Source organism: Variovorax sp. PAMC26660 (assembly GCF_014302995.1).
In the GTDB taxonomy this organism is placed as follows: Bacteria; Pseudomonadota; Gammaproteobacteria; order Burkholderiales; family Burkholderiaceae_C; genus Variovorax.
In genome coordinates, this window is record NZ_CP060295.1 from 1,342,454 (window position 1) to 1,368,456 (window position 26,003).

The window sequence follows — 26,003 nt, forward strand, 5'->3', positions numbered from 1 at the left end:
TTATTCACGGCCGAGGCTGCGGACCTTGGCCGCGAGTTGCTGCTCCACGTTCGGCGAGACGAACTTGTTGACCTCGCCACCGAGCATCGCAATCTCGCGCACGAAGGTGCTGGAGATGAACTGGTACTTGTCGCTGGGCGTGAGGAACACGGTCTCGACATCGGGCATCAGCGAGCGGTTCATGCCTGCGAGCTGGAACTCGTAGTCGAAGTCGGTCACGGCGCGCAGGCCGCGCACCATGGCCTTGCCGCCGCGCGCGACGACGAAGTCGCGCAGCAGGCCGGAGAAGCTCTCGACCGTGACCTGGTCGCTGTACGGCTTGACCGCCTCGCGTGCCATGTCCATGCGTTCGGAGAGCGTGAAGAGCGCCTTCTTGTGATGGCCCGCCGCGACAGCGACGATCACCTTGGAGAAAAGCTGGGTTGCGCGCCGCACCACGTCCTCGTGACCGAGGGTGATGGGGTCGAATGTGCCGGGATAAACCGCGATCACGTTGCTGGCCATGGTTGCTTCTTCCTCATGCAGCCGATGCGGCTTGTTCGGCGGATTATGCAGTCCCATCCGCTGCAAGCCGCAGCAGGTGGGCATGCACGGCGCCGGCTTTCAGGTAACGGAAACCGACGAGGCCGAAAGCGGCGAGTTCTTCGTCCGTCCAGCGACGCGGCGCCTCCAGGTACACGGCACCGCCGGCACGCAGCGCGCGTGCGGCCGCGCGCAGGGACGGTTCGTAGAGCGCGACGCTCTCGAAAGGCGGATCGAGGAAGACGGCGTGCAGGCTGCCGGCCGTCACGCGCTCGAGCGCCGTGACGCCATTGCCGCGCTCGATGTGCACGGCCTCGGCCGACAGCTTGGTCTTCGCGGCCTGCAGTTGCGCGACCAGGGCAGCGTCCTGCTCGCACAGCACCACGTTGGCTGCGCCACGCGACGCGGCTTCCAGGCCGAGCGCGCCGGTGCCCGCGAAGGCATCGATGCAATGCCAGCCCGGCAATCCGCCGCCGCCGACGCCGGCCAGGCTCGCGAGCCAGTTGAACAGGGTTTCGCGCACGCGATCGGGCGTGGGGCGCAGGCCGGGCTTGTCGGCCACGGCAAGGCGGGTGCGCTTCCATTGGCCGCCGATGATGCGCACCTCGTTGGGCGGTTTCGACGAACGCTTGGCGGGAGCGGGGCGGGAGGGAGCTGCGGCTTTCTTCTGGGGCATGCGGCGAGCTTAACGCCGCCGCGAGCGCCGCCCTTCGTCAAAGCCCCGTGAAGGCGCGCCGGGCCAGCATGGCGGCCAGCACGAGCATGGTGCCGCCGATCAGCGCGTCGAGCATCTGCCAGGCCCGCGGACGCGCGAACACCGGCGCGAGCAGCCGCGCGCCATAGCCCAGCGCGGTGAACCACAGCGCGCTCGCCACCGAGGCGCCCGCCACGAACCAGACCTTGAGCGAGCCCCCGTACTGCGCCCCGGCGCTGCCCACCAGCAGCACCGTGTCGAGGTAGACGTGCGGATTCAGCAGCGTGAAGCCGGCCGCCTGCGCCACCACGGCTGCACGCGAAAGCGATGTGCCCTGCGCCATTGCCTGCAGCGCGCCGGGCTGGCGCGAGCGCCACAGCGCCTTCAGGCCGTAGGCGCACAGGAACGCCGCGCCGAGCCCCGCGAGCACCGTCGCCAGCATCGGCCGCCCCTTCAGCGCCTGCGCCATGCCGGCCACGCCGGCCCCGATCAGCACCGCGTCGCTGGCGGCGCAGAACAGCACCACGGCGCTCACATGCTCGCGCCGCAACCCCTGGCGAAGCACGTAGGCGTTCTGGGCGCCGATGGCGACGATGAGCACCAGGCTCATGAAGAGCCCATTCAGGAAGGCGGTGGTGGCGAGTTCGGCTGACATGGTGCGAGCTTGCCGCCGGCCTTCGATTCAATCAAACTAAACTTTCTAACTTCAATTCAGTTTGGCTTCATCTCATGCTCGACTATGCCGCCCTCAACGCCCTGGCCGCCGTGGTGCGCGAAGGCAGCTTCGAGCGCGCGGCCCGCGCGCTCAATGTCACGCCCTCGGCGGTGTCGCAGCGCGTGAAGGCGCTGGAGGAGCGCACCGGCGGCGCGCTGCTGGTGCGCGGCCAGCCCTGCGTGGCAACGGAAGCGGGGTTGCATCTGTGCCGGCACGTCGAGCGTGTGGGCATGCTGGAACACGAGCTGCGCGACACCCTGCCCGCCCTTGGCATGGGCGGCGGCGAAGCGGGCGAACGCGTCACCGTGCGGGTGGCCGTCAATGCCGACAGCCTCGCGACTTGGTTCATTGCTGCTGCCGCTGCCTTCGCGACCCAGGAAGAAGGCGCACTGCTCGATCTTTCGGTGGACGACCAGGACCACACGGCCGAGCGGCTGCGCAGCGGCGCGGTGCTCGCGGCCGTGACCGCGCTGGCCCAGCCGGTGGCCGGCTGCAACAGCGAGGCGTTGGGCACGACGCACTACGTGGCGGCCGCGAGCCCCGACTTCGTGCGGCGGTATTTCGACAAAGGCGTGGGCGCCCGCACGCTGGCGAATGCACCGAGCCTCGTGTTCGACCGCAAGGACCGCCTGCAAGCGCGCTGGGTGCGCCGCATCTGCCATCGCAATGTCGAGACGCCCCGGCACTGGGTGCCCTCGCCGAGCGCGTTCGTCGAAGCGGCATGTGCCGGCATGGGTTGGGGCATGCATCCGGCCAGCATGGTGGCGGATGCGATTCGCGAAGGAAGGCTGGTGGAACTGGTGCCCGGCTCGACGCTGCCGGTGCCCCTCTATTGGCAGCAGGCGCGCGCGGCGCCGCAGTTGCTGAAGAAACTCAGAGCGGCGGTGCGTGCGGCCGCCACCAGCGGACCGCACGCACTGGCCTGATGGCCAACCAGTGGGCCTACAAGGCGTGAAGAAACCGTAGCGAGCGCCACGAGCTTGCATCGAGGACCGGAGCCGTACTTTGTACGGTGAGGACCGCAGGTGCGAGATCGGGGCGCGCAGTAGGTTTATTCATGCCCTGTTACTTGCCGCCCACCACCACCGTCACCATGCGCGCCGGCTGCAGCTTGCGCTCGAAAGCCGCCTTGACCTCGGCCGCCGTGACTGCGTTCATGCGCGCGGTCCAGGTGTCGAGGTAGTCCAGCGGCAGGTCATGCCAGGCGATGTTGGCGACATTGCCGATCAGCTTGCGGTTGCTGTCCAGCAGCAGCGGAAAACCACCGATCAGGTTGTCCTTCGCCGCCTTCAGCTCGCTGGCGGTCGGGCCCTCGGCCACGAACTTGGCCAGCACTTCGCGCGACACCTTGATCGCTTCTTCAGCCTGGTCGGGCCGGGTCTGGAAGCCGATGCGGAACGCGCCCGCCTCGAGCCCCGGCGCGAAGCCGCTGTAGATGCTGTACGTGAGCCCGCGCTTCTCGCGCACTTCATTGGTCAGGCGCGAGACAAAGCCACCGCCGCCCAGCACGTAGTTGCCCAGCGTGAGCGCGAAGTGATCCGGGTCCTTGCGCGGATAGCCGGGCTGGCCGATGAAGACATGGGCCTGCGCCGAGTCGAACGGAATGCGCTCGTCCTTCGGTGCCGTCAGCGCGGCCACCGGCGCGATCGTTGGCAGCGGCGTGCACGCCTCTGCGCTGGGCAGCCGCGACAGCAGCGCGGTGGCCATGGTCTCGGCTTCGGCGCGCGTGACGGCGCCCACGATGCTCAGCTTGGCGCGGCACGGCACCATGAGCTGCTGGTAGCGCTGGCGCATGGCGGCGGTGTCGATGCGCGCCAGCGTGGCCTCGGTGACCTCCTGGCCGTAGGGATGCACGCCGTACACCGCCTGCGCGAACGCGCGGCCCGCGAGGGTCGCGGGCTTGGTGTTGGCTTCCTTGATGGCGGCATTGATGCGTTCGCGCTCGCGCTGCCACACGTCGTCGGGGAAGGCCGGCTCGCCGATCTCGCGCGAGGCCAGCGTCACCGCCTTGTTCAGCAGTGCCGGGTCGGACAGCGTGCGCAGCGAGAAGCTGGTGCGGTCGGTGCCCGCGCCCACGTCGAAGCTGGCGCCCAGATCGGCCCAGGCCTCGCCCAGCGCGTTCTGGTCGAGCGCCGGCTCGCCGTTCTTGCCGGCGCGCACGCCCTTCTCGACCATGGCTGCCGTGGTGCTGGCCAGGCCCGCCTGCGGCGCAGGGTCGCGGCGGCTGCCGGCGTCGAAGTCGACCTGCACGTCGACGATCGGCAGCGCGTTGGTCGACACCAGGTAAATCTTGGCGCCGTTGGCCAGCGTCCAGTGCTGGATGGGCAGCGCGGCCTGCGCGCTGGTCATGCCAAAAATTGCCGTAACGCCCGTGAACAGGGCGCACTGCGCTATCTTTTTAAGAGTAATCATGAAATCGATACCTTTCAGCGCAGTTCGCCTGCGGGCGCCGCGAAGCCGCGGCCGCGCTTGGCTTCAGGCGGCAGGGGGCGCAGCGTGGCGACCGTGAGCTGGTCGTCGCCGAAATACTTGGCGGCCACGGCCTGCACCTGGGCGGCCGTGACGGATTGCAGCCGGGCGACGATGCGTTCGCTCGCGTCCAGCGGCAGGCCCTGGATCCAGTTGCTGCCGAGTTCGCGCGCCTGCGCCATCACCGAATCGCGCTTGTAGGTTTCGCTGGCGACCCATTGGGTCTTGACGCGGGCCAGTTCGGCTTCGCCCACCCCGTCCTTGGCGACGCGCGCCACCTGGGCGCGCAGCGCGGCTTCGACCGCCTCGGCGGTCTTGCCCGCAGCCGGCACGCCTTCGAGCACGAAGAGCTGTGGACCACGGCCAACGAAGCCCGAATACGCGCCGGCCGAATCGGCGACGCGGTCGGGGCCCTGCGTCAGCGCGCGGTCGAGCCGCGCGCCGGCGTAGCCGTCGAGCACGGCGGACAGCACCACCAATGCCCAGGCGTCGCTGTTGGCGTCGTCGATGTTCGCGAGCTGCGGCACGCGGTAGGCCAGCGACACATACGCCTGCTCGGCCGGCGCCTTGAAGTCGACGCGGCGGATGCCGCGCTGCGCGGGCTCGATGCGCGGCTTGCGCGTGGGCACGGCGCGCGAGGGGATGCGGCCGTAGTACTTCTCGGCCATGGCGCGCACCTGGGCCACGTCGACGTCGCCGGCCACCACCAGCACGGCGTTGGCGGGCACGTACCAGCGCTTGAAGAACTCGCGCGCGTCATCGGGCGTCATCGCGTCGAGGTCGCTCATCCAGCCGACCACCGGGCGGTGGTAGGGCGAGGCGGTGAAGACGGCGGCGTTCTGCTGCTCGCCGAGCAGCGCGCGCGGCTGGTCTTCGGTGCGCAGGCGGCGCTCTTCCTTGACGACCTCGATCTCGCGCTTGAACTCGTCGTCGGGCCACTGGTTGTTGGCGAAGCGGTCGGATTCGAGCTTCATCACCTGCTCGAGGCTGCCGACCGGGATCTGCTGGTAATAGCCGGTGTAGTCACGCGTGGTGAAGGCGTTTTCCTGGCCGCCGAGCTGCGCCACGCGGCGAGAGAACTCACCCGGCTTGATGTCCTTGGTGCCCTTGAACATCATGTGTTCGAGCGCATGGGCCACGCCCGAGGTGCCGTCGACCTCGTCCATGGAGCCGACGCGGACCCAGACCATCTGCACCGCGGTCGGCGCGCGCCGGTCGGGCTGCACGATCAGTGTCATGCCGTTCGCAAGGTTGAATTGCTGAGGGCCCGGCGCGGCCGCGGTGGCGGCGGAAGATGCGGCGGGAGCCGGTGTGGGCTGGGCCTGCGCAGGCATGGCCCAGGACGCCGTAAGCGCCACCGCCAGCACCGCACCAGACGCAGCACTGCGTGGCGAGAGGTGTTTCATAGAATGGGTCGGATTGTAAAAAGCTCCTGATGTTCAGTTTCTTCAAGAAAAAACCGCCTGCCGAAACCCCGGTCGCGCCGGCGCCCCCCGCGCCTGCCGCCACGCCACCTGCTGCCGAGCCCGCCCCGGCACGCTCGGTGTTTTCGCCTTCGAGCTGGTTCGGCGCGAAGCCGGCGGCTGAAGAGGCGCCTCCGGCACCTGCGCCCACACCAGCACCTTCACCTGCGCCCGCACCCGTCGAGGCACCCGCACCAGTTGCCGCGCCTGCCCCGGCGGCGGTGCCAATGCCTGTACCGGCGCCGGTCGTGCCCGCCCCTTCCCCGGCGCCAGCGCCAGCACCTGCCCCTGCCCCCGTCTTCGTTCCGCCTCCACCGCCCCCTGCACCGGTCCCTGTGCCCGTGCCTGTGCCTGTCGCGGAACCCGCCATCGCCACCGAGCGCAAGAGCTGGTTCGACAAGCTCAAGACCGGCCTGCGCAAGACCGGCACCGGCATCCAGGCCGTCTTCGTCAATGCGCAGATCGACGATGCGCTGTACGAAGAACTCGAATCCGCCCTGCTGATGGCCGACACCGGCGTCAAGGCGACCGAGTACCTGCTCGACGACCTGAAGGTCCGCGTCAAGCGCCAGATGGCCACCAACGCCGCGCAGGTCAAGCTGCTGCTGGCCGATGCCATCACCGACCTGCTCAAGCCGCTCGAAAAGCCGCTGGTCATCGGCCAGTTCACGCCGACCGTGATCATGGTGGCCGGCGTCAACGGCGCAGGCAAGACCACCTCCATCGGCAAGCTCACCAAGCACCTGGCCACCGAAGGCGCCTCGGTGCTGCTCGCCGCCGCCGACACCTTCCGGGCAGCGGCGCGCGAACAGTTGCTGGTCTGGGCCGACCGCAACACTGTCGAGATCGTGAGCAACGAAGGCGGTGACCCTTCCGCCGTGAGCTTCGACGCGGTGAACGCCGGCAAGGCGCGCGGCAAGGACGTGGTGCTGGTCGACACGGCAGGGCGCCTGCCGACGCAACTGCACCTGATGGACGAGCTGAAGAAGATCAAGCGCGTGGTCACCAAGGCCGACGCCACGGCGCCGCACGAGGTGCTGCTGGTGATCGACGGCAACACCGGACAGAACGCACTCGCGCAGGTCAAATCCTTCGACGAGACGCTGGGCCTCACGGGCCTGATCGTGACCAAGCTCGACGGCACGGCCAAGGGCGGCGTGCTGTGCGCCATTGCGCGCGAGCGGCCGATTCCGGTGTACTTCATCGGCGTGGGCGAGAAGCTCGAAGACCTCGAGACCTTCAACGCGCGCGAGTTCGCGCAGGCCCTGCTCGGATAAGAAACGGCCTGCGCGGCGGCTAACGGGCGACAGCCACCTCGGCCATGGCCCGCAGCAGCGAGTCGGCAACGACCGGCTTGAAGAGCACGGGCACTTTCGATTCGCGCACGCGCTGCAAACGCTCGGGTGCGGTTTCGCCGGTGATCAACAGCAACGGTATTGCGGCGCCCTGCCCCTGGCTGAGACGCAGGCCCGCATCAAGGCCGTCGGCGCCATCGGCCAGCCGGTAGTCGCACACCAGCAGTTCGAAGGGGCGGCCCTCGCGGCTCGCCTGCTGCAAGGCGGCAGCCGCACCCGCTTCGTCCGCCACGGCGTGGGCGTCGATGGCATGGGAGCGCAGCAGCCCCATCATGGCCTCGCGGATTTCGAGTTCGTCGTCGAGCAGCAGCACGCGGCCCGGCAGCGCGGGCCTGCCTTGCCACTGCCGCTCTCTCTCCAGGGCTTCGACGGCAGTCTGCGAGAGCTGCCTGACCCGCATATCGGCTTGTGCGTCGACAGCCGGCAGCACGACACGAAAGTGCGTGCCCCGCCCCGGCCGCGAATGCATCTGCACCGGATGCCCGAGCAGGCGCGACAGGCGCTGCACGATCGACAGGCCGATGCCCAGCCCTCGCGAGCGGTCGCGGCCCGGATTGTCGATCTGATAGAACTCCTCGAAGATGCGGCTCGACTGTTCGGGTGCGATGCCGATGCCGCTGTCGCGCACCTCGATCCACACGGCATCGCCGCGGTCGCGCGCGGTCACCGTCACGCCGCCGCGCGCGGTGTACTTGAGCGCGTTGTCCATCAGGTTCGACAGCATGCGGTGCAGCAGTTGCGGATCGCTGCGCACCCACAGGCCGCTGGCGCGCACGCGCAGTTGCAGTTGCTTTTGTTCGGCACGGGCCGAGAAGGTGTGGTTGAGCGGCAGGAACAGCGCATCGAGCTGCACCGACTGCGGCGCCGGCGTGATCACGCCCGCATCAAGGCGCGAGATGTCGAGCATGGTGTCGAGCGAGGCGCCCAGCGCATTCACCGCACGCATCAGGCGCTCGGCGTTGCGGCCCTCGGGGCGGTCGCGCAGTTCGTTCTCGAGCGCGGCGCCGAACAGCGCGATGGCATGCAGCGGCTGGCGCAGGTCATGGCTGGCGGTGCCGAGGAAGCGGGTTTTTTCTTCGCTCGCGCGCTCGGTGGCGGCGATCTGCTCTCCGAGCCGTGCGGCAAGCGCCTCGTTCTCGAAGCGCAGCATGAGCGATTGGGTCAGCAGCTTGTGCTGGCCGATGCCCGCATGCAGGGTCAGCAGCAGGTAGGCCGCGCCGGCAATCGCCAGAAAGAGATGCAGGCCGTCGCCCTGCCACGCAAGCGCGGTGATCATGCCCAGCGACATGGGCATCGTGTAGCCGAACAGCGCGGCCTTCAGAGGCCACAGCGACTGCGCAGCCCGCGCGCAACTGCCAACGATGACGGCCATCAGCAGCGAGGTCATCGGCAGGTTGTCGTGCGGCACGATGAGCCAGGGCACCACCGCCGAGACCATGCTGACCAGCGTGACCAGGCGCGAGATCTTTCGCGCCCAATAGGAGCTTTCGTGCGCGGGCCGGGACGGGGTCCAGCGCGGTGTGAAGAACACGTAGATGTCGGCCATCAGCAGCCCGGCCATCCAGAACAGCAGGCTCGGGTCTTTGAGCTGCGAATAGATGATGCTTCCGAACACCACCACGAAGGCCATGTGGGTCAGCGTCGAGACGCCGTAGGTGCTGTAGACCGAGGCAACGTGCTCGCGCAGCACGCGCTGGCCGAGCGAATGGTCGGCCAGCGGATCGTTCAACGCCACGACCGCTTCGCTCAATGCAGGGTGCTGATCAACTGGGCGCGCGAACGCATGCCGAACAGCAGAAGGATGGTCGAGACGTGGTTCTTCACCGTGCCCTCGCTCAGGTTGGCGAGCTGGGCGATTTCCTTGTTGGCCTTGCCTTCGAGCACCCACTGCAGCACCTGCATCTGGCGCGGCGTGAGTTCCTGCCATGCGCTGGCGTGGGCGAACTCCGCATAGCCGGAGAGCGACTTCGGCGGCGGCGCCGCCGGCAGTGGCGCCGCATCGGGATCGAGCAGGCCGCAGGCGCGGATGAAGCTCACCACTTCCTTCAGGTCGGCCGACTTGGGCAGGAAGGCTGCGGCCCCGAGAGCGAGCACGCCCTGCGCCAGCGAGCTGCTGCCGGTGCCCGAGAGCACCACGATGCGCGCAGCGGGAAAGCGCAGGCGGAACTCGGCCAGGCCGCTCAGGCCGTGCGTGTCGGGCAGCGCAAGGTCGAGCAGCACGAGGCCGATGCACCCCTGGTGGGTTTCGTACAGGGCCAGCGCATCGGCGACGTTGCCGGCCTCGAAGACCTCGATCTGCGAACCGGCGGAAGTGGCCTGTGCCTGGACCAACGCGCAGACACCCAGGCGAAGCAGGTCGTGGTCGTCCACGACGAGGATCGCGGTCGCCGCAGGGACGGGCGCGCCGGCCTGTGCGGCCGGGGACGAAGGCGCGGGTGAAGAGTCGTAGGAAGCCACGCGTTTGATCTTAGCGGCGCCACGGGCGCGCGACAGTGCCCTAAGTCATGGCGGCACAGAGCCGGTGTCACCTTTTGGTATTCCCTGATGGCGCTTGCCACGGGGCTCGCCAATGGGCACCATCGTCACCGTCGCATACATAAACAACGCCGCATCGAACGGCGCACCGGAGACCTGTCATGACGCACACCGCCGCCGCACCCCTGGCATCGAGCGACCGCAAGATCGACCGCCTGCTCGCCCACTACGAGGAGAGCCACCGCAACCCGAGCAACGAGTTGATTCACTTCGTCGCCATCCCGGCGATCATGCTGAGCATCGTCGGCCTGCTGTTCGCGATCCATCCGTGGGTGGCCTATGTGTTCGTGGCGGCCAGCCTCGTCTACTACGCGCTGCTGCGCGCGCCGGCGTTCCTGCTGACCATGCTGGTGCTGACCGCGCTGGCCCTGGTGCTGGTGCATGCGATGGGCGGGCTGGTGCTGCCGGTGTCGGCCGCCATCTTCGTGGTGGCCTGGATCTTCCAGTTCATCGGCCACAAGCTGGAAGGCAAGAAGCCGTCGTTCTTCGAGGACATCCAGTACCTCTGGGTCGGCCCGCTCTTCGTGCTGTCGAAACTGTTCCTGAAGCTGGGCATCCGCTGGTAGTTTTTCTTCGGCCGCCCGGGCCGAAACGCGCAAATCCCGTCGACCGACGCGGCCCCCGTGCGCCGGTGTTCGCGCGCATGCACGGTACGCACCGCAGGCGCGGGTGAACCCTTAGACCTGATGGAGCGCATCACGTTTTCTGATTGGAACTCGTGGGAAGTGTCATGCACGATGCCAGCCGACAGGCCGAAGTACTCGCCATGAAGTGCGCGGCCTGTTGCACCTGCCCCGAACGGGCAGCACAAAACCAATGGAGACATCAATGCCTTACAGCTTCTTCAAGCGCCGCGCCGTTGCGCTCTCGTTTTCGCTGGCCGCCTGCATGGCCGGTGCAGCGCAGGCCGGCACCGTCACCGTGGTCACGTCGTTCCCCAAGGAGCTGACGCAGGCCTACAAGGTCGCTTTCGAGAAGGCCAATCCGGGCATCAAGCTGGAGATCCTGAACAAGAGCACGGTGCAGGGCATCTCTTATGTGCGCGAGCTGCCGGTGGGCCAGCGGCCCGACATCTTCTGGGCTTCGGCACCCGACGCCTTCGAGGTGCTGGCCGGGCAGAAGCTGCTCGAGAACGTGGCGGCGCAGGCCAACAAGGCCGTGCCCGAGAAAGTGGGCAACTACCCCATCAACAACCCGCAGGGCCTGTACCTCGGGCAAGCACTGGCCGGCTACGGCCTGATGTGGAACACCCGCTACATGGCCGCCAACAAGCTGCCCGCGCCGGCACAGTGGAGCGACCTGATGAAGCCGGTGTACTTCGGCCACGCGGCCATGAGCGCGCCGTCGCGCTCGGGCACCACCCACCTGACCGTAGAGACCCTGCTGCAGGGCGAAGGCTGGGACAAGGGATGGAACCAGTTGCTGCAGATTTCGGGCAACAGCGCGGCCATCACCGAGCGCAGCTTCGGCGTGCCCGATGGGGTGAACAACGGGCAGTTCGGCATCGGCCTGGTGATCGACTTCTTCGGCCTGGCCGGCAAGTTCTCGGGCTTCCCGGTGGAGTTCGTCTACCCCGACGTGACGGCCGTGGTGCCGGCCAACATCGGCCTGATCAGCGGCAGCAAGAACCCCGAGGAGGCGCGCAAGTTCATTGCCTACAGCGTGTCCACCGAAGGCCAGTTGCTGCTGCTCGATCCGAAGATTTCGCGCCTGCCGGTGCTGCCGCCTTCGGCGCTGGGCGGCAAGGTGCCGGCCTCGTACCCGAATCCGTTCGAGATCGCCAAGCGCGCCAAGGTGCACTTCGACTCCGACCTTTCGGAAGCCCGCTACAACGTGGTGTCGTCGATGTTCGACCAGACCATCACCTTCCGCCACAAGGAGCTCAAGGCCGCCACCAAGGCGATCCACGAAGCCTCCGCAGCGCTGGCCAAGAAGCCGAACGCGCAAGGACAGGCCCTGCTGAAGCAGGCGCGCGACCTGGCCTTCACGCCGCTGGTGGGCGCATCGCTGGCGAGCGACAAGGACTTCCTGGCGCTGTTCACCGCCAACAAGAAGGACGCCGCCTCGAACAAACAGGTCACCGGCCTGGAAGACCGCTGGAACAGCCAGGCGCGCGACCACTACGAGCGCGCCAGGGGCTTCGCCGAACAGGCGCTGGCAACCGCCCGCTGACCGACACGGGAACCACAGATGTCCACGACGACCGCCGGCACCGCGCCGGCCGCGCCAGGCAGGCGCTTTTTCTTCGGCAACGTGCGCCCCGGCGCATGGCTGGCCGGGGCCTTGGTGCTCGGCTTTCTCCTGCTGTTCCTGGTGTTGCCGGTAGGAAGGGTTTTCTACACGGCCTTCGTCGATGCCGATGGCGGCCTGACCTTCGGCCACTTCGGCGCCTTCTTCGACCAGGGGCTGATGCGCGAATCGTTCTTCAACAGCCTGTTCGTCGCCACCGCGTCGGCGCTGTTCGCTGCATTGATCGCGGTGCCGCTGGCCTACTTCACCGTGCGTTTCCAGTTTCGCGGCGCGATGCTGATCCAGACGCTGGGCGTGCTGCCGCTGATCATGCCGCCCTTCGTGGGCGCGGCGGCAATGCAGCTGATCTTCGGCCGCTCGGGCTCGCTGAACCTGCTGCTGAACGAGCACTTCGGCGTCACGCTGCCGATCATGGAAGGGCTCAACGGCGTGATCTTCGTCGAGGCCATCCACTACTTTCCGTTCATCCTGATGAACCTGACGGTGGCGCTGCGCAACATCGACGGCGCAATGGAAGAAGCGGCGTTGAACCTCGGCTGCACCGGCTGGCGCCTGTTCTGGCGCGTGATCTTTCCGCTGGCCATGCCGGGCTTCGTGGCCGGTGCCTCGCTGGTGTTCGTGAAGGTGTTCGACGACCTGGGCACGCCGCTGGTGCTGGGCCAGACCAACATGCTGGCGCCGCAGGCCTACCTGCGCATCACCCAGGTCGGGCTCGAAGACCCGCTGGGCTACGTCATCAGCGTGATCATGATCGTGTTCTCCATCACCGCGATGGCGCTGTCCGCGCGCATGCTGGCCGGCAAGGAATATTCGACCATCCAGAAGGGCGGCGCGAGCATCGCCAAGCGCCAGTTGTCGCCGCTGGGTTCGTTCGCAGCCTACGGCTGGATCTTCCTGGTGCTGCTGGTCGTGCTGAGCCCGCACCTGGGCGTGCTGCTGCTGTCGCTGGCCCAGGTGTGGAGCTTTTCGCCGCTGCCCGACGCCTACACGCTGGCCCACTACGAGACCGTGTTCCAGGACGCCGGCGGCATGATGAAGAACACGCTGCTGTACTGCGGCCTGGCCGCGGGGCTCGATGTGCTGCTGGGCGTGACCATCGCCTACCTGATGCTGCGCACCACGCTGCCTGCGCGCAAGTGGCTCGACTGGATCGCCACGGCCTCGCTGGCCGTGCCGGGCATCGTGCTGGCCATCGGCTACCTGCGCCTGTTCAAGGGTGTCACGGTGCCGGGCACCGACACGCTGCTGACCAGCACCTGGATCGTGATCATGCTGGCCTACGCGGTGCGCCGCCTGCCCTATGCGCTGCGCTCCTGCGTGGCCGCCCTGCAGCAGGTGCACGTGTCGCTGGAAGAAGCAGCCGAGAGCCTGGGCGCGACCAAGATGCGCACCATCCAGCGCGTGGTGGTGCCGCTGATGGCGGGCGGCATCCTCGCGGGCTTCGTGACCAGCTTCATCACGGCGGCGGTGGAGCTGTCCGCGACGATCCTGCTGTCGTCCTCCGAGTCGCAGGCACCGATGAGCTACGGCATCTACCTGTACATGCAGAGCGTGGCCGGCCGTGGGCCGGGCGCAGCGCTGGGCGTGCTGGCCATCGCGGTGGTGGCGCTCGGCACTTACCTGTCGCATGTGGTGGTCGAGCGCGCCGGCAGGCAGCTCACGCACCGGCCGGTCGACGAGGTACTGCCCGCACTGCCCCTCGCCGCAACACCCGCCACCGCCCCGGCGGTCAAGAACTGAAAACCAGGCCCCTCATGAAAAAAGTACCTGTCCAGTGCCGCAACGTGCGGCTCGCCTACGGCACCACCGAAGTGCTGAAGGACGTCAGCATCGATGTCGAGCCCGGCGAGTTCTTCGCCCTGCTCGGGCCTTCCGGCTCGGGCAAGTCGACCCTGCTGCGCCTGATTGCCGGCTTCAACCGGCACCAGCACGGCGAGGTGCTGATCGACGGCAAGGACGTGAGCAACAAGGCGCCGTGGGAGCGCAACGTCGGCATGGTGTTCCAGAGCTACGCGCTGTGGCCGCACATGTCGGTGTGGGACAACGTGGCCTTCGGGCTGGTCGAGCGCAAGGCGCCCAAGGCGGTCATCAAGGAGAAGGTCTCGGCCGCGCTCGAACTGGTGGGGCTGCTGCAGTATGCGCAGCGCCGCCCGAGCCAGTTGTCGGGCGGCCAGCAGCAGCGCGTGGCGCTGGCGCGCACCATCGTCATCGAGCCGCAGGTGCTGCTGCTGGACGAGCCGCTGTCCAACCTCGACAAGACCTTGCGCGTGCAGATGCGCCAGGAGCTGCTGGCGATGCAGCGCCGGCTGGGGCTGACCACCATCTTCGTCACGCACGACCAGGAAGAGGCCATGACCACGGCCGACCGCATGGCCGTGCTCGACAAGGGCGTGGTGCAGCAGGTCGGCGCGCCGGCCACGCTGTACGACTACCCGGTGAACACCTTCGTCGCGAACTTCGTGGGCACCATGAACCTGCTGGAGGGCAAGGTGCGCTCGCGGCGCGGGGACACGTTGTCGCTGGATGTCGAAGGCGTCGGTGAGTTGCACTTTCCGCTGCCCTCGGATGCGCCGGAGGCCGACACCATCCAGGTCAGCTTCAGGCCGCACTCGCTGCGCGTGGACGTGGCCGACGCGACGCACGACGCCCGCTACGTGTGGGTGCCGGGCACGGTGGAGGCCAGCGAGTTCCTGGGCGAGTTCACGCGTTACCGCGTGCGCGTGGGCCACCAGAACCTGGCGGTGGACCACCCGCACCAGATGGGCTTGTCGAAGTTTCCCGTTGGCGGGGCGGTGAGCCTGGGCATCGAGCCTTCGCAAGTGCGCATGTTCGGCGCCTGACGCGCCGACGCCCATGGAACTGCACCAGATCCGCGCCTTCGTGGCGGTGGCGCGCGTGGGCAACGTGACGCGGGCAGCCGACGCGCTGTGCGTCACGCAGCCCGCGGTCACCGCGCAGATCAAGGGGCTGGAGTCGAGCCTGGGCGTGGCCCTGTTCGACCGCAGCGGCGGACGCATGACGCTCACGCGCGCCGGCGACCGGCTGCTGCCCCAGGCCGAGGCGCTGCTGAGCGCCGCCAGCGAACTGAAGGGCGCCGCGCGCAACATGCAGGGCGAACTCAGCGGACGCATCGACCTGGGTCTGCCGGGCGAATCGCCGGAGTTTCTGCGCACGGGCAGCCTGTCGGTCGCGGTGCAGCGCAGCCTGCCGCTGGTGGAACTGCACACCCGCACCCATGCCGTGGGCCATCTGCTGGACCAGGTGCGCGGCGGCGGCCTTGCGGGCGCCTTCACGATCAGCGTGCATCCGCCGCGCGACCTTCAGTGGATCGCGCTGCGTTCGGTCTGCTACCGCATCGCCTTTCCACCGCGGCTGGCGGCCGAGATGCAGCGCGGCGGCTGGCGCGTGCTGGCCGGGCTGCCGTGGGTGGACGGCACGGCCGAGTCGCATGTGCACCAGATGCTGCGCGGCCTGTTCGAGCAGCAGGGCCTGACGCCGAATGTGGTGATGCGCAGCGACGACACGAGTTCGCTCGAGACCTTCGTGCGCGCCGGGAGCGCCTGTGCACTGCTGCGCGAGGAAGTGGCCGTGCCGGGCGTGGAGCGCGGCGACTGGGTGGTCTGGGGCCATGCCCGGGTGGACGCTCAGCTCTACTTCAGCAGCGCAGCGGAACGCGCCAGCGACCCGCTGGTGGTGGCGCTGGCTTCGGCGGTGCAGTCCGTCTGGGCTTGATGCGTTGACCGTGCACTACAAATATGTGACTGGATGCAAAAGCGGGTGTCGATTGCCGTCTGCCGGCAACTGAAATTGGTCACCCAGGGTCGTAGGGAGGGCACCAAGGCGCCCCCCAAGTCTGCGGCTATCGCCGCGATAGAAACTCAAGGGAACCCTTGGTTTAGCACTCCCTCTAACCGAGTGCTAATATGGCCAACACTAAGGAGTTTCCCCTGATGACAACGCTGTCTGGAGTCTCTGCCAACCAGCTGGCCGTCGCCAATCCATGGTCGATGGTCCCCCCGCTGGGCAACCTGGATGCCTACATTTCGGCCGCCAACCGCCTGCCGCTGCTCACGCTCGAAGAAGAGCAGGGCTTCGCTCGCAAGTTGCGCGACCAGAACGACCTTGACGCCGCCGGCGCGCTGATCCTGTCGCACCTGCGCCTGGTCGTCTCCATTTCCCGCCAGTACCTGGGCTACGGGCTGCCGCACGGCGACCTGATCCAGGAAGGCAACGTGGGCCTGATGAAGGCCGTGAAGCGTTTCGACCCCGACCAGGGCGTGCGGCTGGTGAGCTACGCCATGCACTGGATCAAGGCCGAAATCCACGAGTACATCCTGAAAAACTGGCGCATGGTCAAGGTCGCGACGACCAAGGCCCAGCGCAAGCTGTTCTTCAATCTGCGCTCGATGAAGCAGGGTTTCAAGGCCGAGTCGGCCGCGGCCGACAACGGCACGCACCGCGAAACGCTGAGCCCCGACGAGGTGTCGCAGATGGCGACCCGGCTCAACGTCAAGCCTGAAGAAGTGGTCGAAATGGAAACCCGCCTGTCGGGCGGCGACGTGCTGCTCGATCCGGGTCCTTCGGACGACGGCGACGAAGGCTTCGGCCCGATCGCCTACTTGGCCGACGCCACGCAGGAGCCAACCGCCCTGCTCGAATCGCAGCAGCGCGACCGCCTGTCGAGCGATGGCATCGCGACCGCGCTCGAAGCGCTGGACGACCGCAGCCGCCGCATCGTGGAAGAGCGCTGGCTCAAGGTCAACGACGACGGTTCGGGCGGCATGACGCTGCACGACCTGGCGGCTGTGTACGGCGTGAGCGCCGAGCGCATTCGCCAGATCGAAGTCGCTGCGATGAAGAAGATGAAGAAGGCGCTCGCCGACTACGCATAAGCGGCGTCTTTCGCCCTCTTCCCGAACGAGCCCGGCCGCAAGCCGGGCTTTTTCATTTGGAGAGCGTGCGCAGGGCGCGCTTGGCGATGTAGCGGGTTTCGGCCGTGTCCAACTCGGCCACCCAGCGCGCGCACAGTGTGTCGACCCACTCGCCCTGGGTCTTGCTGGCATCGTTGAGCCAGTTCGCGACCGAGTTCTGCACGTAGCGGCTGGGGTCGGCACGCAGCGGCTCGATCAGCGGCAACGCGCGCCAAGGCTCGATTTTCAGAGCCTCGATCTGCGCGCACCACACGCCGCGCGGGCGCGTGAGTTCACTGGCAAAGCGGCGGATGTTGGGGTCGGCGTCGAAGACCCAGGGCTGCAGCAGCGCCAGCGCTTCGTCGAGTGAAGCGATGACTGCGTCGCGCACCGCCATCCAGGCGATTTCGCGCACACCGAAATGCGGATCGGCAGCAAAGCGGCGCACCGCCTCCAGTTGCGCCGGCAGCGACAGGCCCGAGAGCGTGACCCACTGGGCAGCCCAACAGCGCGCGACGTCGCTCGCATGCGTGGCCAGCTTGTGGGCGACGGCATCACGCTCGGTGTGCAGGGCCGTCAGGTCATAGAGGGCACGCGCGACATGGCTGTGCCGCTGCATCGGCTTGAAAGCGCTGAGCATCGCCAGCGTGTCGACCAGCCGCTCGCTTGCCGCGTCGAGGCCGATGTGCCCCGCTACGCTGCGCGCAAGCTGCGGCAGCTCCAGCGCCATGAATTCGTTGAGGTTGACGGTTTCGAGCAAGCCGTCGTTGAGTGCGCGCAGCACCTCGGGCGGAATGAGCGCGATGCGAAAGGCGCCCTTGCGCGCCTTCAGGTGATCGACCGAGCCGACCACGGCCACTGCGGTGTCCATGTGCCGGGCTCTCAGGAAGCGAGCAGCGCCTTCACGTCCGACACCATGGTCGGCACGCCCGCGCCATAGCGCGCGTAGAGCCGCAGCCGGCCCTGCGTGTCGTAAACGTAGCTCGCGGCCGAGTGGTCCATCGAGTAGCTGGTCGGTGTCTTGCCGTCGACCTTCTTGTAATAGACCTTGAAGTCCTTCGCGACCGCGGCGAGTTCCTCTGGTGTGGGAATGAGCGCCACGAAGCTCGGGTCGAACGCGCCCATGTAGGCCTTCAGCACTTCGGGCGTGTCGCGCGCCGGATCGACGGTGAGAAACAGCACCTGCAGCTTGTCGCCATCCTTGCCGAGCTGCTGCTTGACCTGCGCCATTTCGGTCATGGTGGTCGGGCAGACGTCGGGGCACTGCGCGTAGCCGAAGAACAGCACGACCACCTTGCCCTTGAAGTCGGCCATGGTGCGGACCTTGCCGTCGGCGTCCTTCAGCGAGAAGCCCTTGGCGTAGTCGGCACCCGTGATGTCGACCGCATTGAAGTTCTGCTTGGTCTCGCCACAGGCCGAAAGCCCTACGCCCAGAGCCGCCACGCCCACACTTGCAGCGATCAATTTGAGAGCGTTTCGCTTTTTCATGGGAGCGGTGTTCAATTCAATGAAGGTAGTGGTCGACGAGCAGCGCCAGGAACAGCACGCTCAGGTGGATCAGCGAAAACCGGAAGGTCTTGCGTGCCAACGCGTCGGAGTAGTTGCGCCAGAGTGCGAAGGCGTAGCCGGTGAAGCCGATGCTCACGGCGATGGCCACCGCAAGGTACAGCCAGCCGCTCATGCCGTAGATGAAAGGCATGAGGCAGGCCGCGAACAAAATGAAGGTGTAGAGCAGTACCTGCAGCCGCGTGAACTCGTTGCCGTGCGTGACGGGCAGCATCGGCAGGCCGGCCTTGCGGTAGTCCTCGACGCGGTAGAGCGCCAGCGCCCAGAAGTGCGGCGGGGTCCACAGGAAGATGATGAGGAACAGGATCAGCGCCTCGGGGCCGACGTCACCGGTCATCGCGGCCCAGCCCAGCACGGGCGGCATCGCGCCCGAGGCGCCGCCGATCACGATGTTCTGCGGCGTCAGCGGCTTGAGGATCACGGTGTAGACCACCGCGTAACCGACGAAGGTGGCGAAGGTCAGCCACATCGTGAGCGGGTTGACCGTGAACCACAACAGCGCCGAGCCGGCCACGCACAGCAGCGCCGAGAACGCCAGCGCCTGCATGTCGCTGAGCTGGCCGCGCGCCGTGGGGCGCCAGGCGGTGCGCTTCATCTTGGCGTCGATGCCCTTCTCGACCAGGCAGTTGAACGCCGCCGCCGCACCCGCCACCAGCCAGATGCCGATACAGGCCAGCACGCCGCGCTGCACGTCGGCCCACGAGGGCAGCCCGGGAACCGCCAGCACCATGCCAATCAACGCGCAGAACACGATCAGCTGCACCACGCGCGGCTTGGTCAGCGCGTAGAACTGGCGCAGCACGTTGGCGGTGCTGGTGTGCTGAACGGGGATCGGGGTGCTCACGCGGTGGCTTTCTTCGGGTTATGGGGCGCGCGTGCATTGTCGTCGGCGCGCAGAGCCACGGTTGTGGATGCGGCTTCGCGGCGGCTTTCGCACAGCGCCCAGGTCAGCACCACGGCGAGCGCCGCGGCGCCGCCGGTGTGCAGCACGGCCGCGGCCAGCGGCCAGCCGAGCAGCACGTTGCCCAGGCCCGTGGCGAGTTGCAGCAACGCGAGTCCGGCAAGCCAATGCGCCTGCGAGCGCAGCGGCTCGATGCGACGCATGCGCCAGGCCAGCACGCCCAGCGCCACGAACACTGCATAGGCCATCAGCCGATGCGCGTAATGAATGGCCGTGAGCGCAGAAAAATCGAGCGGCTGGCCGTCGCCAGTCACGCCCAGGTGACGCCAGATCTCGAAGCCCTGCGCGAAATTCATCGGCGGCCACCAGCTGTTCTGGCAGGTCGGGAACTGCGTGCAGGCCAGCACCGCGTAGTTGGTGCTGACCCAGCCGCCCAGGGCGATCTGCAGCACGAGCAGGACGGTGGTGAAGATCAGTCCGGTGCGCAGTGCAGGCGACACGGCAGTGGGCAGCCGCTGCGTCGCGCTCTGCTTGTAGCGCACCGCTTGGATGCACAGCAGCGCCAGCAACACGATGGCGCCCATCAAATGCGTGGTGACGATGGCCGGGAACAGTTTCCAGGTGACGGTCAGCGCGCCGAATGCGCCCTGCAAGCTCACGCCAACAAGCGTCGCTGTCGGCCACCAGGGGTTCAGCACGGCTTGTGCGATGACAGGTGGAGGCTGCGGTGCGTTGCCGGCCTTGGGCCCGATGGAAGGCCACCAGCGCACCAGCCATGTGGCCACGGCCAGCACAAGGATCAAGACGCCAACGCCGGTCGCCAGGTAGCGGTGAACCATCTCGACCCACGCCTTGCCGTGCGTGACGGGGCCGGTCGGCTGGGCTGCCTGCGCCATCGCGATCTCGTGGCGTGCGCCGGCTGGGCTGGCGTTGCCGTAGCAGCCGGGCCAATCGGGACAACCAAGACCCGAATCGGTGAGACGGGTGAAGGCGCCGAACAGCGTGAGGTCGAACGTGAGGAACAGCGTGAGCACAGTCAGCGCATGCAGCCGCCGCGCCGGGCCGGCGCCCGCGTTGCGGCGCCACACCCAGACCAGCGGCCCGAGCGCGATCAGGATGCCGGCGGCCATGAGCCAGGCGATCGGCGTCAGATCGTAGAGGGAGCTCGTGTCCATGGGGAAATCAGCGGCCGGGCTCGTCCCACGAGGCCGAGGCGCGCAGCAGGCGGTCGATGTCGCGCTTGGCGCGGCTGGCGCCTGCGGCGTCCATGCGGGCCGGGAAACGCATCATCCAGTTGCCCATCGGGTCGACCACGAAGAGGTGCTCGGCCAGCGTGTGGCCCGAAACCGGCGCCAGCCACTTGGCCAACTGGTCGGTCGGCACGCGCAGCACGGTGGCGCCATGCAGGCCGTTGTTCAGGCGCTCGGGCACGGGCGCGGCATCGCTCACGAGCCAGACGCGGTCCATGCGGTCTTTTTCGCGGCCCAGGCTTTCGCGCAGTTGGCGTTGAAGGTAGAGCTGCTGCTCGCACAGCGCATCACAGCTCGCATCGGCCACCGCGACCAGCAGCCACTGGCCCTTGAGCGTGGCGATGTCGACCGGCGCACCATCGCGATCGGTGGCAGTCAGCTTGGGCAGTTCGCGCTGCGGATCGATCAGCTCGCCATACACGCTGCGACCTTCAGGCCGGATCACGTAGTAGGTGAAGTACGAGGCGATGACGGGAGCCGCGCACATCAGCATCACGGCGACCATCTTCCAGCGCCCGTTCAGCGTGCGCCGTCCCTCCGAACCGTCGAGCGCCTGGCTGGGCGACGGCATCGAGTGCACCGTCAGGCCCAGCGGCTCGTCAGAAGCGGCCATCGCGTGCGCGGCGCCTTGAGCGGCGGAAGGGGGTGATGAATTGGAACCAGACATAGAGGATGACGACGAGGGCCGAAAGGCCGAACCACTGGAATGCGTAACCGTAGTGCCTCTCCAAGCCCAGCGCCGGGGCCGGCCAGTCGCGCTGCAGGCCCTCGGAGGCCGGCCCGGTCTGCTGCAGCGACACATCGGTTCGCAGCGGCAGCTTGGTCTCGGCACGGAAGGCCTCCAAGTCGAGATTTTGCCGGATGGACGAAACCCCTTCGGCGGCCGGTGCCGAGGCCCCCGCGGCGGGAGCCGACGCAGCGGCGGCCGGTGCCGGCGTTCCCAGTTCGAGCAGATGGCCCGGTGGCGGCTCGATCAGCCCGGTGACCTCGACGATGCCCGCTGGCGTCTCGACCTCGCCCAGCTTCGTGCGATCGACGAAATTGCGCTGCACCCAGCCGCGCTGCACCATCACCGCCTGCTCGCTGCCTTCGAGGGCGAACGGCGTCAGCACATAGAAGCCGGGCACGCCGTGCATCTGGCGGTTGTCCAGGTAGACGCTCTGCGTCGGCAGCCACAGGCCACGCAGGCGCACGGGCCGGTGCAGCGCGTCGGAGGGTTTTTCGAGCGCGAGGAATTCAGCCTGGGTCAGCGCCGGCTTCTGCTTCTGGGCGTCGATGTCGGCCTGCAGCGCTTCTTTTTGCGCGGCGCGCGACAGCTGCCAGCGGCCGAGCGAAACGGTGGCGGCAAGCGTCAGCACGGCCGCGATGGTGATCAGCCAGAAGCGGCCAGGACGGCGGCGTTCTTCGGGGTACAGGGGTTCAGGAGTCACTGGAGGGAAAGGGGCGTGCGGCCGATAATGCGGGTCATGAAATATTTCGTTGCCCTGGTGTTCGTGGGCATCTTCGCGAGCCTCGCCTTTGCACTGTTCTTCATGCTGAAGGACGGGCGCGACGGGCGCGCCAAAAGCGGTGGCATGGCGCGAGCGCTCACCTTTCGGATCGGCCTCTCGGTCTTTTTGTTCCTCTGCATGCTGCTCGCCTGGAAACTCGGCTACATCCAGCCCACCGGGCTCCCGCTCGGCAAGTAGGTGGTGCTCGTTCCAGGAGAACCATGAAAAAGGCGCCTTGCGGCGCCTTTTTTGTGGAATGCCGAGAGGTTCTTCGCTCAAAGCCAATAGACCAGCATGTAAAGGCCGAGCCAGACCACGTCCACGAAGTGCCAGTACCAGGCCGCACCCTCGAAGCCGAAGTGGCGTTCGGGCGTGAAGTGGCCCTTCTGCAGCCGCAGCGTGATGAACAGCAGCATCAGCATGCCGATGAACACGTGCAGGCCGTGGAAGCCGGTCAGCATGAAGAAGGTCGAACCATAGGTGCCCGAGCTGAGCTTGAGGTTCAGTTCGGTGTACAGGTGGTGGTATTCATAACCCTGCACGCCCAGGAAGACGATGCCGAGCAGCACGGTGAGCCACATGAAGCGGATCGTTTGTGCGCGGTGGCCGGCACGCAGCGCGTGGTGGGCAATGGTGAGCGTCACGCCCGAGCTGAGCAGCAGCGCAGTGTTGATCGTGGGCAGCCAGAACGGGCCGACTGTCTGGAAGGGCTCGACGATGCCGGCCGGCGAACCAGTGGCACCAGCGGCCACGCTGGGCCACACGGCCTTGAAGTCGGGCCAGAGGATCGCGTTGTCCAGGCTGCCGAGCGTCGGCAGCGCATGGGTGCGGGCCCACCACAGCGCCGTGAAGAAGGCGCCGAAGAACATCACCTCGGAGAAGATGAACCAGCTCATGCTCCAGCGGAACGAGAGGTCGACCTTGTGGCCGTACTGCCCGGTCTCGCTTTCGCCGATGGCGGCGCGGAACCACACGAAGAGCGTGCCGAGCCAGACCATCATGCCGGCCAGCAGGGACCAGGAGCCCCACGCGTGCCCGTTGATCCATTGCGCCGCGCCGAGGATGACGAAGAACAGGCCGGTCGCAGCCATGACCGGATAGGCCGATGGTCCGGGCACGAAGTAGTAGGGCGTGGTGCCGTGGGTGGTTGAACTCATATCAGCTCCTGGCTTTCTTTCTTCTCTCGATTCAATGGATTCTGGCTAGCGTGGGTATCTTCGTCAGGCCGCGACCACAAGGCGCACCAGCAGCACCAGCCCCACCACGAAGACGATCACGGCCACGAACGCCACCGCAATGATGTGCAGCGGGTTCAGCTTGCCCAGGTCTTCCTGGTAGGCGCTGTTCTTGCGAACGCCGAAGAACGACCACCCCACCGCCTTCACCGTGTCCCACAGCGAAGCCTTCGGCTTGCCTGAAGGAACGGTCACGAGCGCGGCTCATTGACGGCATTCGAGTTGGCCGCCACCGGCGCCGGCGGCGTCTTGCCGCCCACCTCGAAGAAGGTGTACGACAGGGTGATGGTCTTCACGTCCTTGGAAATCTTGGGGTCGATCACGAATGCGACCGGCCACTGCTTCTTCTCGCCCGGATCGAGCGTGTACTGGTTGAAGCAAAAGCACTCGAGCTTGTTGAAGTAGGGCGCCGCCTGCTGCGGCGCGTAGCTCGGAATGGCCTGCGCGGCCATGCGGCGGTTCTGCACGTTCTGGAACTCGTACATCACCGTGTTGAGCTGGCCCGGATGCACTTCGATGGTCCGCTCCGCGGGCTTGAAGTCCCAGAGGCCGCCGCGCACGTTCGAGTCGAACTCGACCGTGATGGTGCGGCTCATGTCGACCTGCGTGTTGTCGGGCACACGCACGTTCTTGCCGCCGCTGGCGCCGCCGGGCACCTCGAGCTCGGAGAGCGCCAGGATGTTGATGCCCGTCATCTCGCAGATGGCGCGGTACATCGGCACCAGCGCATAGCCGAAGGCGAACATGCCGCAGGCCACGATGGCCAGCTTGCCGACCATGCGGACGTTGGCGCGCTGGATGCGTTGACCGAGACTCATGCTGCTGCTCCCGTTCGGTTGCCGGCGGTCAACGACCGCCGAAGAAGACCATGCGGACGATGAAACCGATGAAGAAGATCACCGCGATGGAAGCCAGCGTGAGCCCCATGCGTCGGTTGTTCTTTCTTTGCTCAGGCGTGGTCATCGTCGTGCGGTCGCTTGGCTTGGCTGGCTGCCGATCAACCGATCACCTTGGTGGCGGTGATGTCCAGCTTGGGCGGGTTCTCGAAGGTGTGGAACGGTGCGGGCGAAGGCACTTCCCATTCGAGGCCTTCGGCGCCTTCCCATGGCTTTTGTGCAGCCTTCTCGCCCTTGCCGCGCATGGTCGGCAACACGACGAACAGGAAGAAGTAGACCTGGGCGAAACCGAAGAAGAAGGCACCGACAGACGCCACGGCGTTGAAGTCGGCAAACTGCATCGGGTAGTCGGCATAGCGTCGCGGCATGCCGGCCAGGCCCAGGAAGTGCATCGGGAAGAAGGTGACGTTGAACGAGATCAACGACCACCAGAAGTGAACCTTGCCGCGCGTTTCGTTGTACATCACGCCGGTCCACTTGGGCACCCAGTAGTAGAAGCCCGAGAACATGGCGAACAGCGAGCCTGCCACCAGCACGTAGTGGAAGTGGGCCACCACGTAGTACGTGTCCTGCAGTTGCGTGTCGATCGGCGCGACTGCGAGGATCAGGCCGGTGAAGCCGCCCATCGTGAACACGAAGATGAAGCCGACCGCGAACAGCATGGGCGTCTCGAAGGTCATCGAGCCCTGCCACATCGTCGCGATCCAGTTGAAGATCTTCACGGCCGTGGGCACCGCGATCAGCATCGTCGCGTACATGAAGAACAGCTGGCCGGTGAGCGGCATGCCGGTCGTGAACATGTGGTGCGCCCACACGATGAACGACAGGATGGCAATCGACGAGGTGGCGTACACCATCGAGGCGTAGCCGAACAGGCGTTTGCGGGCAAAGGCCGGCACCACCTGGCTGATGATGCCGAAGGCCGGCAAGATCATGATGTAAACCTCGGGGTGGCCGAAGAACCAGAAGATGTGCTGGTACATCACCGGGTCGCCGCCACCGGCGGGGTTGAAGAAGCTGGTGCCGAAGTGGCGGTCGGTCAGCGTCATCGTGATGGCGCCTGCGAGCACGGGCATCACGGCGATCAGCAGGTAGGCGGTGATGAGCCAGGTCCAGCAGAACATCGGCATCTTCATCAGCGTCATGCCGGGGGCGCGCATGTTCAGGATGGTCACGATGATGTTGATCGAACCCATGATCGACGAGGCGCCCATGATGTGCATCGCGAAGATGCCGGCGTCCATCGAGGGGCCCATCTGCAGCGTGAGCGGCGCGTAGAGCGTCCAGCCTGCAGCGGGTGCGCCGCCGGGCATGAAGAACGAACCGACCAGCATCAACGCCGCGGGAATCAGCAGCCAGAAGCTGAAGTTGTTCATGCGCGCGAACGCCATGTCGGAGGCGCCCACCTGCAGCGGGATCATCCAGTTCGCGAAGCCCACGAAGGCCGGCATGATGGCGCCGAACACCATGATCAGGCCGTGCATGGTGGTGAACTGGTTGAACAGTTCGGGGTTCACCAGTTGCAGGCCGGGCTGGAACAGCTCGGCGCGGATCAGCAGCGCGAGCACACCGCCCACCATCAGCATCGTGAAGCTGAACAGCAGGTAGAGCGTGCCGATGTCCTTGTGGTTGGTCGCGAAGACCCAGCGGCGCCAGCCGGTGGGCGCCCCGTGATGCTCGTCGTGGCCGTCGTGTGCGTGGTCGCCGGGGGCGTGACCGTGGGGGTCGAGGACTGCACTCATTTCGTTGTTC

General features: G+C 67.0%; 27 protein-coding genes. 9 read left to right on the forward strand and 18 right to left on the reverse strand.

Features of this window, described 5'->3' with window-relative positions:
• From coaD to H7F35_RS06435, 3 genes are read right to left on the reverse strand one after another with little or no spacing between them, the layout of a single operon-like run.
• Complete coding sequence (coaD, locus tag H7F35_RS06425) at nucleotides 1–504, reverse strand: pantetheine-phosphate adenylyltransferase (RefSeq protein ID WP_187112097.1); 504 nt, start codon at nucleotides 502–504, stop codon at nucleotides 1–3.
• Nucleotides 505–547: 43 nt separating this feature from the next.
• On the reverse strand, nucleotides 548–1,198 hold the full coding sequence (locus H7F35_RS06430) for an RsmD family RNA methyltransferase (protein WP_187112098.1): 651 nt from the start codon (nucleotides 1,196–1,198) through the stop codon (nucleotides 548–550).
• A gap of 37 nt (nucleotides 1,199–1,235) precedes the next feature.
• Entirely contained in the window at nucleotides 1,236–1,871 is a 636-nt protein-coding gene (locus H7F35_RS06435; RefSeq protein WP_187112099.1) for a LysE/ArgO family amino acid transporter, read from the reverse strand.
• A gap of 74 nt (nucleotides 1,872–1,945) precedes the next feature.
• Here H7F35_RS06435 and H7F35_RS06440 point away from each other — a divergent pair, with 74 nt between their 5' ends.
• Entirely contained in the window at nucleotides 1,946–2,857 is a 912-nt protein-coding gene (locus H7F35_RS06440; RefSeq protein WP_187112100.1) for a LysR family transcriptional regulator ArgP, read from the forward strand.
• Nucleotides 2,858–2,996: 139 nt separating this feature from the next.
• On the opposite strand, the gene H7F35_RS06445 is transcribed toward H7F35_RS06440, so the two are convergent.
• Together H7F35_RS06445 and H7F35_RS06450 are read right to left on the reverse strand one after the other, a co-directional pair.
• Nucleotides 2,997–4,343: a M16 family metallopeptidase gene (locus tag H7F35_RS06445; protein WP_187112101.1), complete on the reverse strand. Its 1,347-nt coding sequence runs from the start codon at nucleotides 4,341–4,343 to the stop codon at nucleotides 2,997–2,999.
• A gap of 14 nt (nucleotides 4,344–4,357) precedes the next feature.
• A complete protein-coding gene (locus H7F35_RS06450; protein WP_187112102.1) occupies nucleotides 4,358–5,806 on the reverse strand; it encodes a M16 family metallopeptidase in 1,449 nt (482 codons plus the stop codon).
• Nucleotides 5,807–5,835: 29 nt separating this feature from the next.
• On the opposite strand from H7F35_RS06450, the gene ftsY reads away from it, so the two are divergent.
• Nucleotides 5,836–7,140 carry a signal recognition particle-docking protein FtsY gene (ftsY, locus tag H7F35_RS06455; protein WP_187112103.1) on the forward strand — a complete coding sequence of 435 codons (1,305 nt, stop codon included), beginning with the start codon at nucleotides 5,836–5,838 and terminating at the stop codon, nucleotides 7,138–7,140.
• A gap of 19 nt (nucleotides 7,141–7,159) precedes the next feature.
• Here the strand turns inward: ftsY and H7F35_RS06460 are convergent, their stop codons facing one another.
• Both H7F35_RS06460 and H7F35_RS06465 read right to left on the reverse strand, forming a co-directional pair.
• Nucleotides 7,160–8,968, reverse strand: coding sequence for a hybrid sensor histidine kinase/response regulator (locus H7F35_RS06460; protein ID WP_261803545.1), 1,809 nt, complete (start codon nucleotides 8,966–8,968; stop codon nucleotides 7,160–7,162).
• A complete protein-coding gene (locus H7F35_RS06465) occupies nucleotides 8,965–9,675 on the reverse strand; it encodes a response regulator transcription factor (RefSeq protein WP_187112104.1) in 711 nt (236 codons plus the stop codon). The genes H7F35_RS06460 and H7F35_RS06465 overlap by 4 nt, the downstream gene beginning before the upstream one ends.
• A 179-nt stretch (nucleotides 9,676–9,854) precedes the next feature.
• On the opposite strand from H7F35_RS06465, the gene H7F35_RS06470 reads away from it, so the two are divergent.
• The 6 genes from H7F35_RS06470 (at nucleotide 9,855) to rpoH (ending at nucleotide 16,895) form a co-directional block, all read left to right on the forward strand.
• Nucleotides 9,855–10,319, forward strand: coding sequence for a DUF962 domain-containing protein (locus H7F35_RS06470; protein WP_187112105.1), 465 nt, complete (start codon nucleotides 9,855–9,857; stop codon nucleotides 10,317–10,319).
• Nucleotides 10,320–10,581: 262 nt separating this feature from the next.
• On the forward strand, nucleotides 10,582–11,925 hold the full coding sequence (locus tag H7F35_RS06475; protein WP_187112106.1) for an ABC transporter substrate-binding protein: 1,344 nt from the start codon (nucleotides 10,582–10,584) through the stop codon (nucleotides 11,923–11,925).
• 18 nt (nucleotides 11,926–11,943) lie between these two features.
• A complete protein-coding gene (locus tag H7F35_RS06480; RefSeq protein ID WP_187112107.1) occupies nucleotides 11,944–13,743 on the forward strand; it encodes an ABC transporter permease in 1,800 nt (599 codons plus the stop codon).
• A 14-nt stretch (nucleotides 13,744–13,757) separates the two neighbouring features.
• Nucleotides 13,758–14,843 (forward strand): ABC transporter ATP-binding protein, encoded by a 1,086-nt coding sequence (locus tag H7F35_RS06485; RefSeq protein ID WP_187112108.1) that lies wholly within the window; start codon nucleotides 13,758–13,760, stop codon nucleotides 14,841–14,843.
• Nucleotides 14,844–14,856: 13 nt separating this feature from the next.
• Complete coding sequence (locus tag H7F35_RS06490; RefSeq protein ID WP_187112109.1) at nucleotides 14,857–15,735, forward strand: LysR family transcriptional regulator; 879 nt, start codon at nucleotides 14,857–14,859, stop codon at nucleotides 15,733–15,735.
• A 218-nt stretch (nucleotides 15,736–15,953) separates the two neighbouring features.
• Nucleotides 15,954–16,895 carry an RNA polymerase sigma factor RpoH gene (rpoH, locus tag H7F35_RS06495; protein ID WP_187112110.1) on the forward strand — a complete coding sequence of 314 codons (942 nt, stop codon included), beginning with the start codon at nucleotides 15,954–15,956 and terminating at the stop codon, nucleotides 16,893–16,895.
• Between the two features lie 52 nt (nucleotides 16,896–16,947).
• Here the strand turns inward: rpoH and H7F35_RS06500 are convergent, their stop codons facing one another.
• The 6 genes from H7F35_RS06500 to H7F35_RS06525 are packed head-to-tail and all read right to left on the reverse strand — an operon-like array spanning nucleotide 16,948 to nucleotide 22,060.
• Nucleotides 16,948–17,784: a DNA alkylation repair protein gene (locus tag H7F35_RS06500; RefSeq protein WP_187112111.1), complete on the reverse strand. Its 837-nt coding sequence runs from the start codon at nucleotides 17,782–17,784 to the stop codon at nucleotides 16,948–16,950.
• A gap of 11 nt (nucleotides 17,785–17,795) precedes the next feature.
• Nucleotides 17,796–18,401 carry an SCO family protein gene (locus H7F35_RS06505; protein ID WP_187112112.1) on the reverse strand — a complete coding sequence of 202 codons (606 nt, stop codon included), beginning with the start codon at nucleotides 18,399–18,401 and terminating at the stop codon, nucleotides 17,796–17,798.
• 16 nt (nucleotides 18,402–18,417) lie between these two features.
• Nucleotides 18,418–19,323, reverse strand: coding sequence for a heme o synthase (cyoE, locus tag H7F35_RS06510; RefSeq protein ID WP_187112113.1), 906 nt, complete (start codon nucleotides 19,321–19,323; stop codon nucleotides 18,418–18,420).
• Nucleotides 19,320–20,555, reverse strand: coding sequence for a COX15/CtaA family protein (locus tag H7F35_RS06515; protein ID WP_187112114.1), 1,236 nt, complete (start codon nucleotides 20,553–20,555; stop codon nucleotides 19,320–19,322). The genes cyoE and H7F35_RS06515 overlap by 4 nt, the downstream gene beginning before the upstream one ends.
• 7 nt (nucleotides 20,556–20,562) lie before the next feature.
• Nucleotides 20,563–21,243, reverse strand: coding sequence for an SCO family protein (locus tag H7F35_RS06520; RefSeq protein WP_187112115.1), 681 nt, complete (start codon nucleotides 21,241–21,243; stop codon nucleotides 20,563–20,565).
• Nucleotides 21,230–22,060: an SURF1 family protein gene (locus H7F35_RS06525; protein ID WP_187112116.1), complete on the reverse strand. Its 831-nt coding sequence runs from the start codon at nucleotides 22,058–22,060 to the stop codon at nucleotides 21,230–21,232. Before H7F35_RS06525 ends, H7F35_RS06520 begins: the two co-directional genes overlap by 14 nt.
• A 27-nt stretch (nucleotides 22,061–22,087) precedes the next feature.
• Between H7F35_RS06525 and H7F35_RS06530 the strand changes: the two genes are divergently transcribed.
• Entirely contained in the window at nucleotides 22,088–22,318 is a 231-nt protein-coding gene (locus H7F35_RS06530) for a twin transmembrane helix small protein (protein ID WP_187112117.1), read from the forward strand.
• 77 nt (nucleotides 22,319–22,395) lie between these two features.
• On the opposite strand, the gene H7F35_RS06535 is transcribed toward H7F35_RS06530, so the two are convergent.
• The 5 genes from H7F35_RS06535 to ctaD all read right to left on the reverse strand — a co-directional run bounded on the left by H7F35_RS06535 (nucleotide 22,396) and on the right by ctaD (nucleotide 25,993).
• Nucleotides 22,396–23,277 (reverse strand): cytochrome c oxidase subunit 3, encoded by an 882-nt coding sequence (locus tag H7F35_RS06535; RefSeq protein ID WP_187112118.1) that lies wholly within the window; start codon nucleotides 23,275–23,277, stop codon nucleotides 22,396–22,398.
• A gap of 63 nt (nucleotides 23,278–23,340) precedes the next feature.
• Nucleotides 23,341–23,550 (reverse strand): DUF2970 domain-containing protein, encoded by a 210-nt coding sequence (locus H7F35_RS06540; protein WP_187112119.1) that lies wholly within the window; start codon nucleotides 23,548–23,550, stop codon nucleotides 23,341–23,343.
• Nucleotides 23,547–24,173, reverse strand: coding sequence for a cytochrome c oxidase assembly protein (locus H7F35_RS06545; protein ID WP_187112120.1), 627 nt, complete (start codon nucleotides 24,171–24,173; stop codon nucleotides 23,547–23,549). The genes H7F35_RS06540 and H7F35_RS06545 overlap by 4 nt, the downstream gene beginning before the upstream one ends.
• A 28-nt stretch (nucleotides 24,174–24,201) precedes the next feature.
• Nucleotides 24,202–24,318 carry a cytochrome oxidase small assembly protein gene (locus H7F35_RS34595; protein WP_222622010.1) on the reverse strand — a complete coding sequence of 39 codons (117 nt, stop codon included), beginning with the start codon at nucleotides 24,316–24,318 and terminating at the stop codon, nucleotides 24,202–24,204.
• Nucleotides 24,319–24,352: 34 nt separating this feature from the next.
• The gene (ctaD, locus tag H7F35_RS06550) at nucleotides 24,353–25,993 is read right to left on the reverse strand and encodes a cytochrome c oxidase subunit I (protein ID WP_187112121.1); all 1,641 of its coding nucleotides are present in this window, start codon (nucleotides 25,991–25,993) and stop codon (nucleotides 24,353–24,355) included.
• Nucleotides 25,994–26,003: the final 10 nt, after the last annotated feature.

What these genes read in the sequence shown, in the direction of transcription:
- H7F35_RS06480 (WP_187112107.1), top strand. Translation starts at nt 11,944, where the DNA reads ATGTCCACGACGACCGCCGGCACCGCGCCGGCCGCGCCAGGCAGGCGC.
- H7F35_RS06430 (WP_187112098.1), bottom strand. Translation starts at nt 1,198, where the DNA reads ATGCCCCAGAAGAAAGCCGCAGCTCCCTCCCGCCCCGCTCCCGCCAAG.
- H7F35_RS06515 (WP_187112114.1), bottom strand. Translation starts at nt 20,555, where the DNA reads ATGGACACGAGCTCCCTCTACGATCTGACGCCGATCGCCTGGCTCATG.
- ctaD (WP_187112121.1), bottom strand. Translation starts at nt 25,993, where the DNA reads ATGAGTGCAGTCCTCGACCCCCACGGTCACGCCCCCGGCGACCACGCA.
- ftsY (WP_187112103.1), top strand. Translation starts at nt 5,836, where the DNA reads ATGTTCAGTTTCTTCAAGAAAAAACCGCCTGCCGAAACCCCGGTCGCG.
- H7F35_RS06440 (WP_187112100.1), top strand. Translation starts at nt 1,946, where the DNA reads ATGCTCGACTATGCCGCCCTCAACGCCCTGGCCGCCGTGGTGCGCGAA.
- H7F35_RS06475 (WP_187112106.1), top strand. Translation starts at nt 10,582, where the DNA reads ATGCCTTACAGCTTCTTCAAGCGCCGCGCCGTTGCGCTCTCGTTTTCG.
- H7F35_RS06505 (WP_187112112.1), bottom strand. Translation starts at nt 18,401, where the DNA reads ATGAAAAAGCGAAACGCTCTCAAATTGATCGCTGCAAGTGTGGGCGTG.
- H7F35_RS34595 (WP_222622010.1), bottom strand. Translation starts at nt 24,318, where the DNA reads ATGACCACGCCTGAGCAAAGAAAGAACAACCGACGCATGGGGCTCACG.
- H7F35_RS06445 (WP_187112101.1), bottom strand. Translation starts at nt 4,343, where the DNA reads ATGATTACTCTTAAAAAGATAGCGCAGTGCGCCCTGTTCACGGGCGTT.
- H7F35_RS06485 (WP_187112108.1), top strand. Translation starts at nt 13,758, where the DNA reads ATGAAAAAAGTACCTGTCCAGTGCCGCAACGTGCGGCTCGCCTACGGC.
- H7F35_RS06535 (WP_187112118.1), bottom strand. Translation starts at nt 23,277, where the DNA reads ATGAGTTCAACCACCCACGGCACCACGCCCTACTACTTCGTGCCCGGA.
- H7F35_RS06470 (WP_187112105.1), top strand. Translation starts at nt 9,855, where the DNA reads ATGACGCACACCGCCGCCGCACCCCTGGCATCGAGCGACCGCAAGATC.
- H7F35_RS06530 (WP_187112117.1), top strand. Translation starts at nt 22,088, where the DNA reads ATGCGGGTCATGAAATATTTCGTTGCCCTGGTGTTCGTGGGCATCTTC.
- coaD (WP_187112097.1), bottom strand. Translation starts at nt 504, where the DNA reads ATGGCCAGCAACGTGATCGCGGTTTATCCCGGCACATTCGACCCCATC.
- rpoH (WP_187112110.1), top strand. Translation starts at nt 15,954, where the DNA reads ATGACAACGCTGTCTGGAGTCTCTGCCAACCAGCTGGCCGTCGCCAAT.
- H7F35_RS06435 (WP_187112099.1), bottom strand. Translation starts at nt 1,871, where the DNA reads ATGTCAGCCGAACTCGCCACCACCGCCTTCCTGAATGGGCTCTTCATG.
- H7F35_RS06520 (WP_187112115.1), bottom strand. Translation starts at nt 21,243, where the DNA reads ATGGCCGCTTCTGACGAGCCGCTGGGCCTGACGGTGCACTCGATGCCG.
- H7F35_RS06450 (WP_187112102.1), bottom strand. Translation starts at nt 5,806, where the DNA reads ATGAAACACCTCTCGCCACGCAGTGCTGCGTCTGGTGCGGTGCTGGCG.
- H7F35_RS06490 (WP_187112109.1), top strand. Translation starts at nt 14,857, where the DNA reads ATGGAACTGCACCAGATCCGCGCCTTCGTGGCGGTGGCGCGCGTGGGC.
- H7F35_RS06545 (WP_187112120.1), bottom strand. Translation starts at nt 24,173, where the DNA reads ATGAGTCTCGGTCAACGCATCCAGCGCGCCAACGTCCGCATGGTCGGC.
- H7F35_RS06500 (WP_187112111.1), bottom strand. Translation starts at nt 17,784, where the DNA reads ATGGACACCGCAGTGGCCGTGGTCGGCTCGGTCGATCACCTGAAGGCG.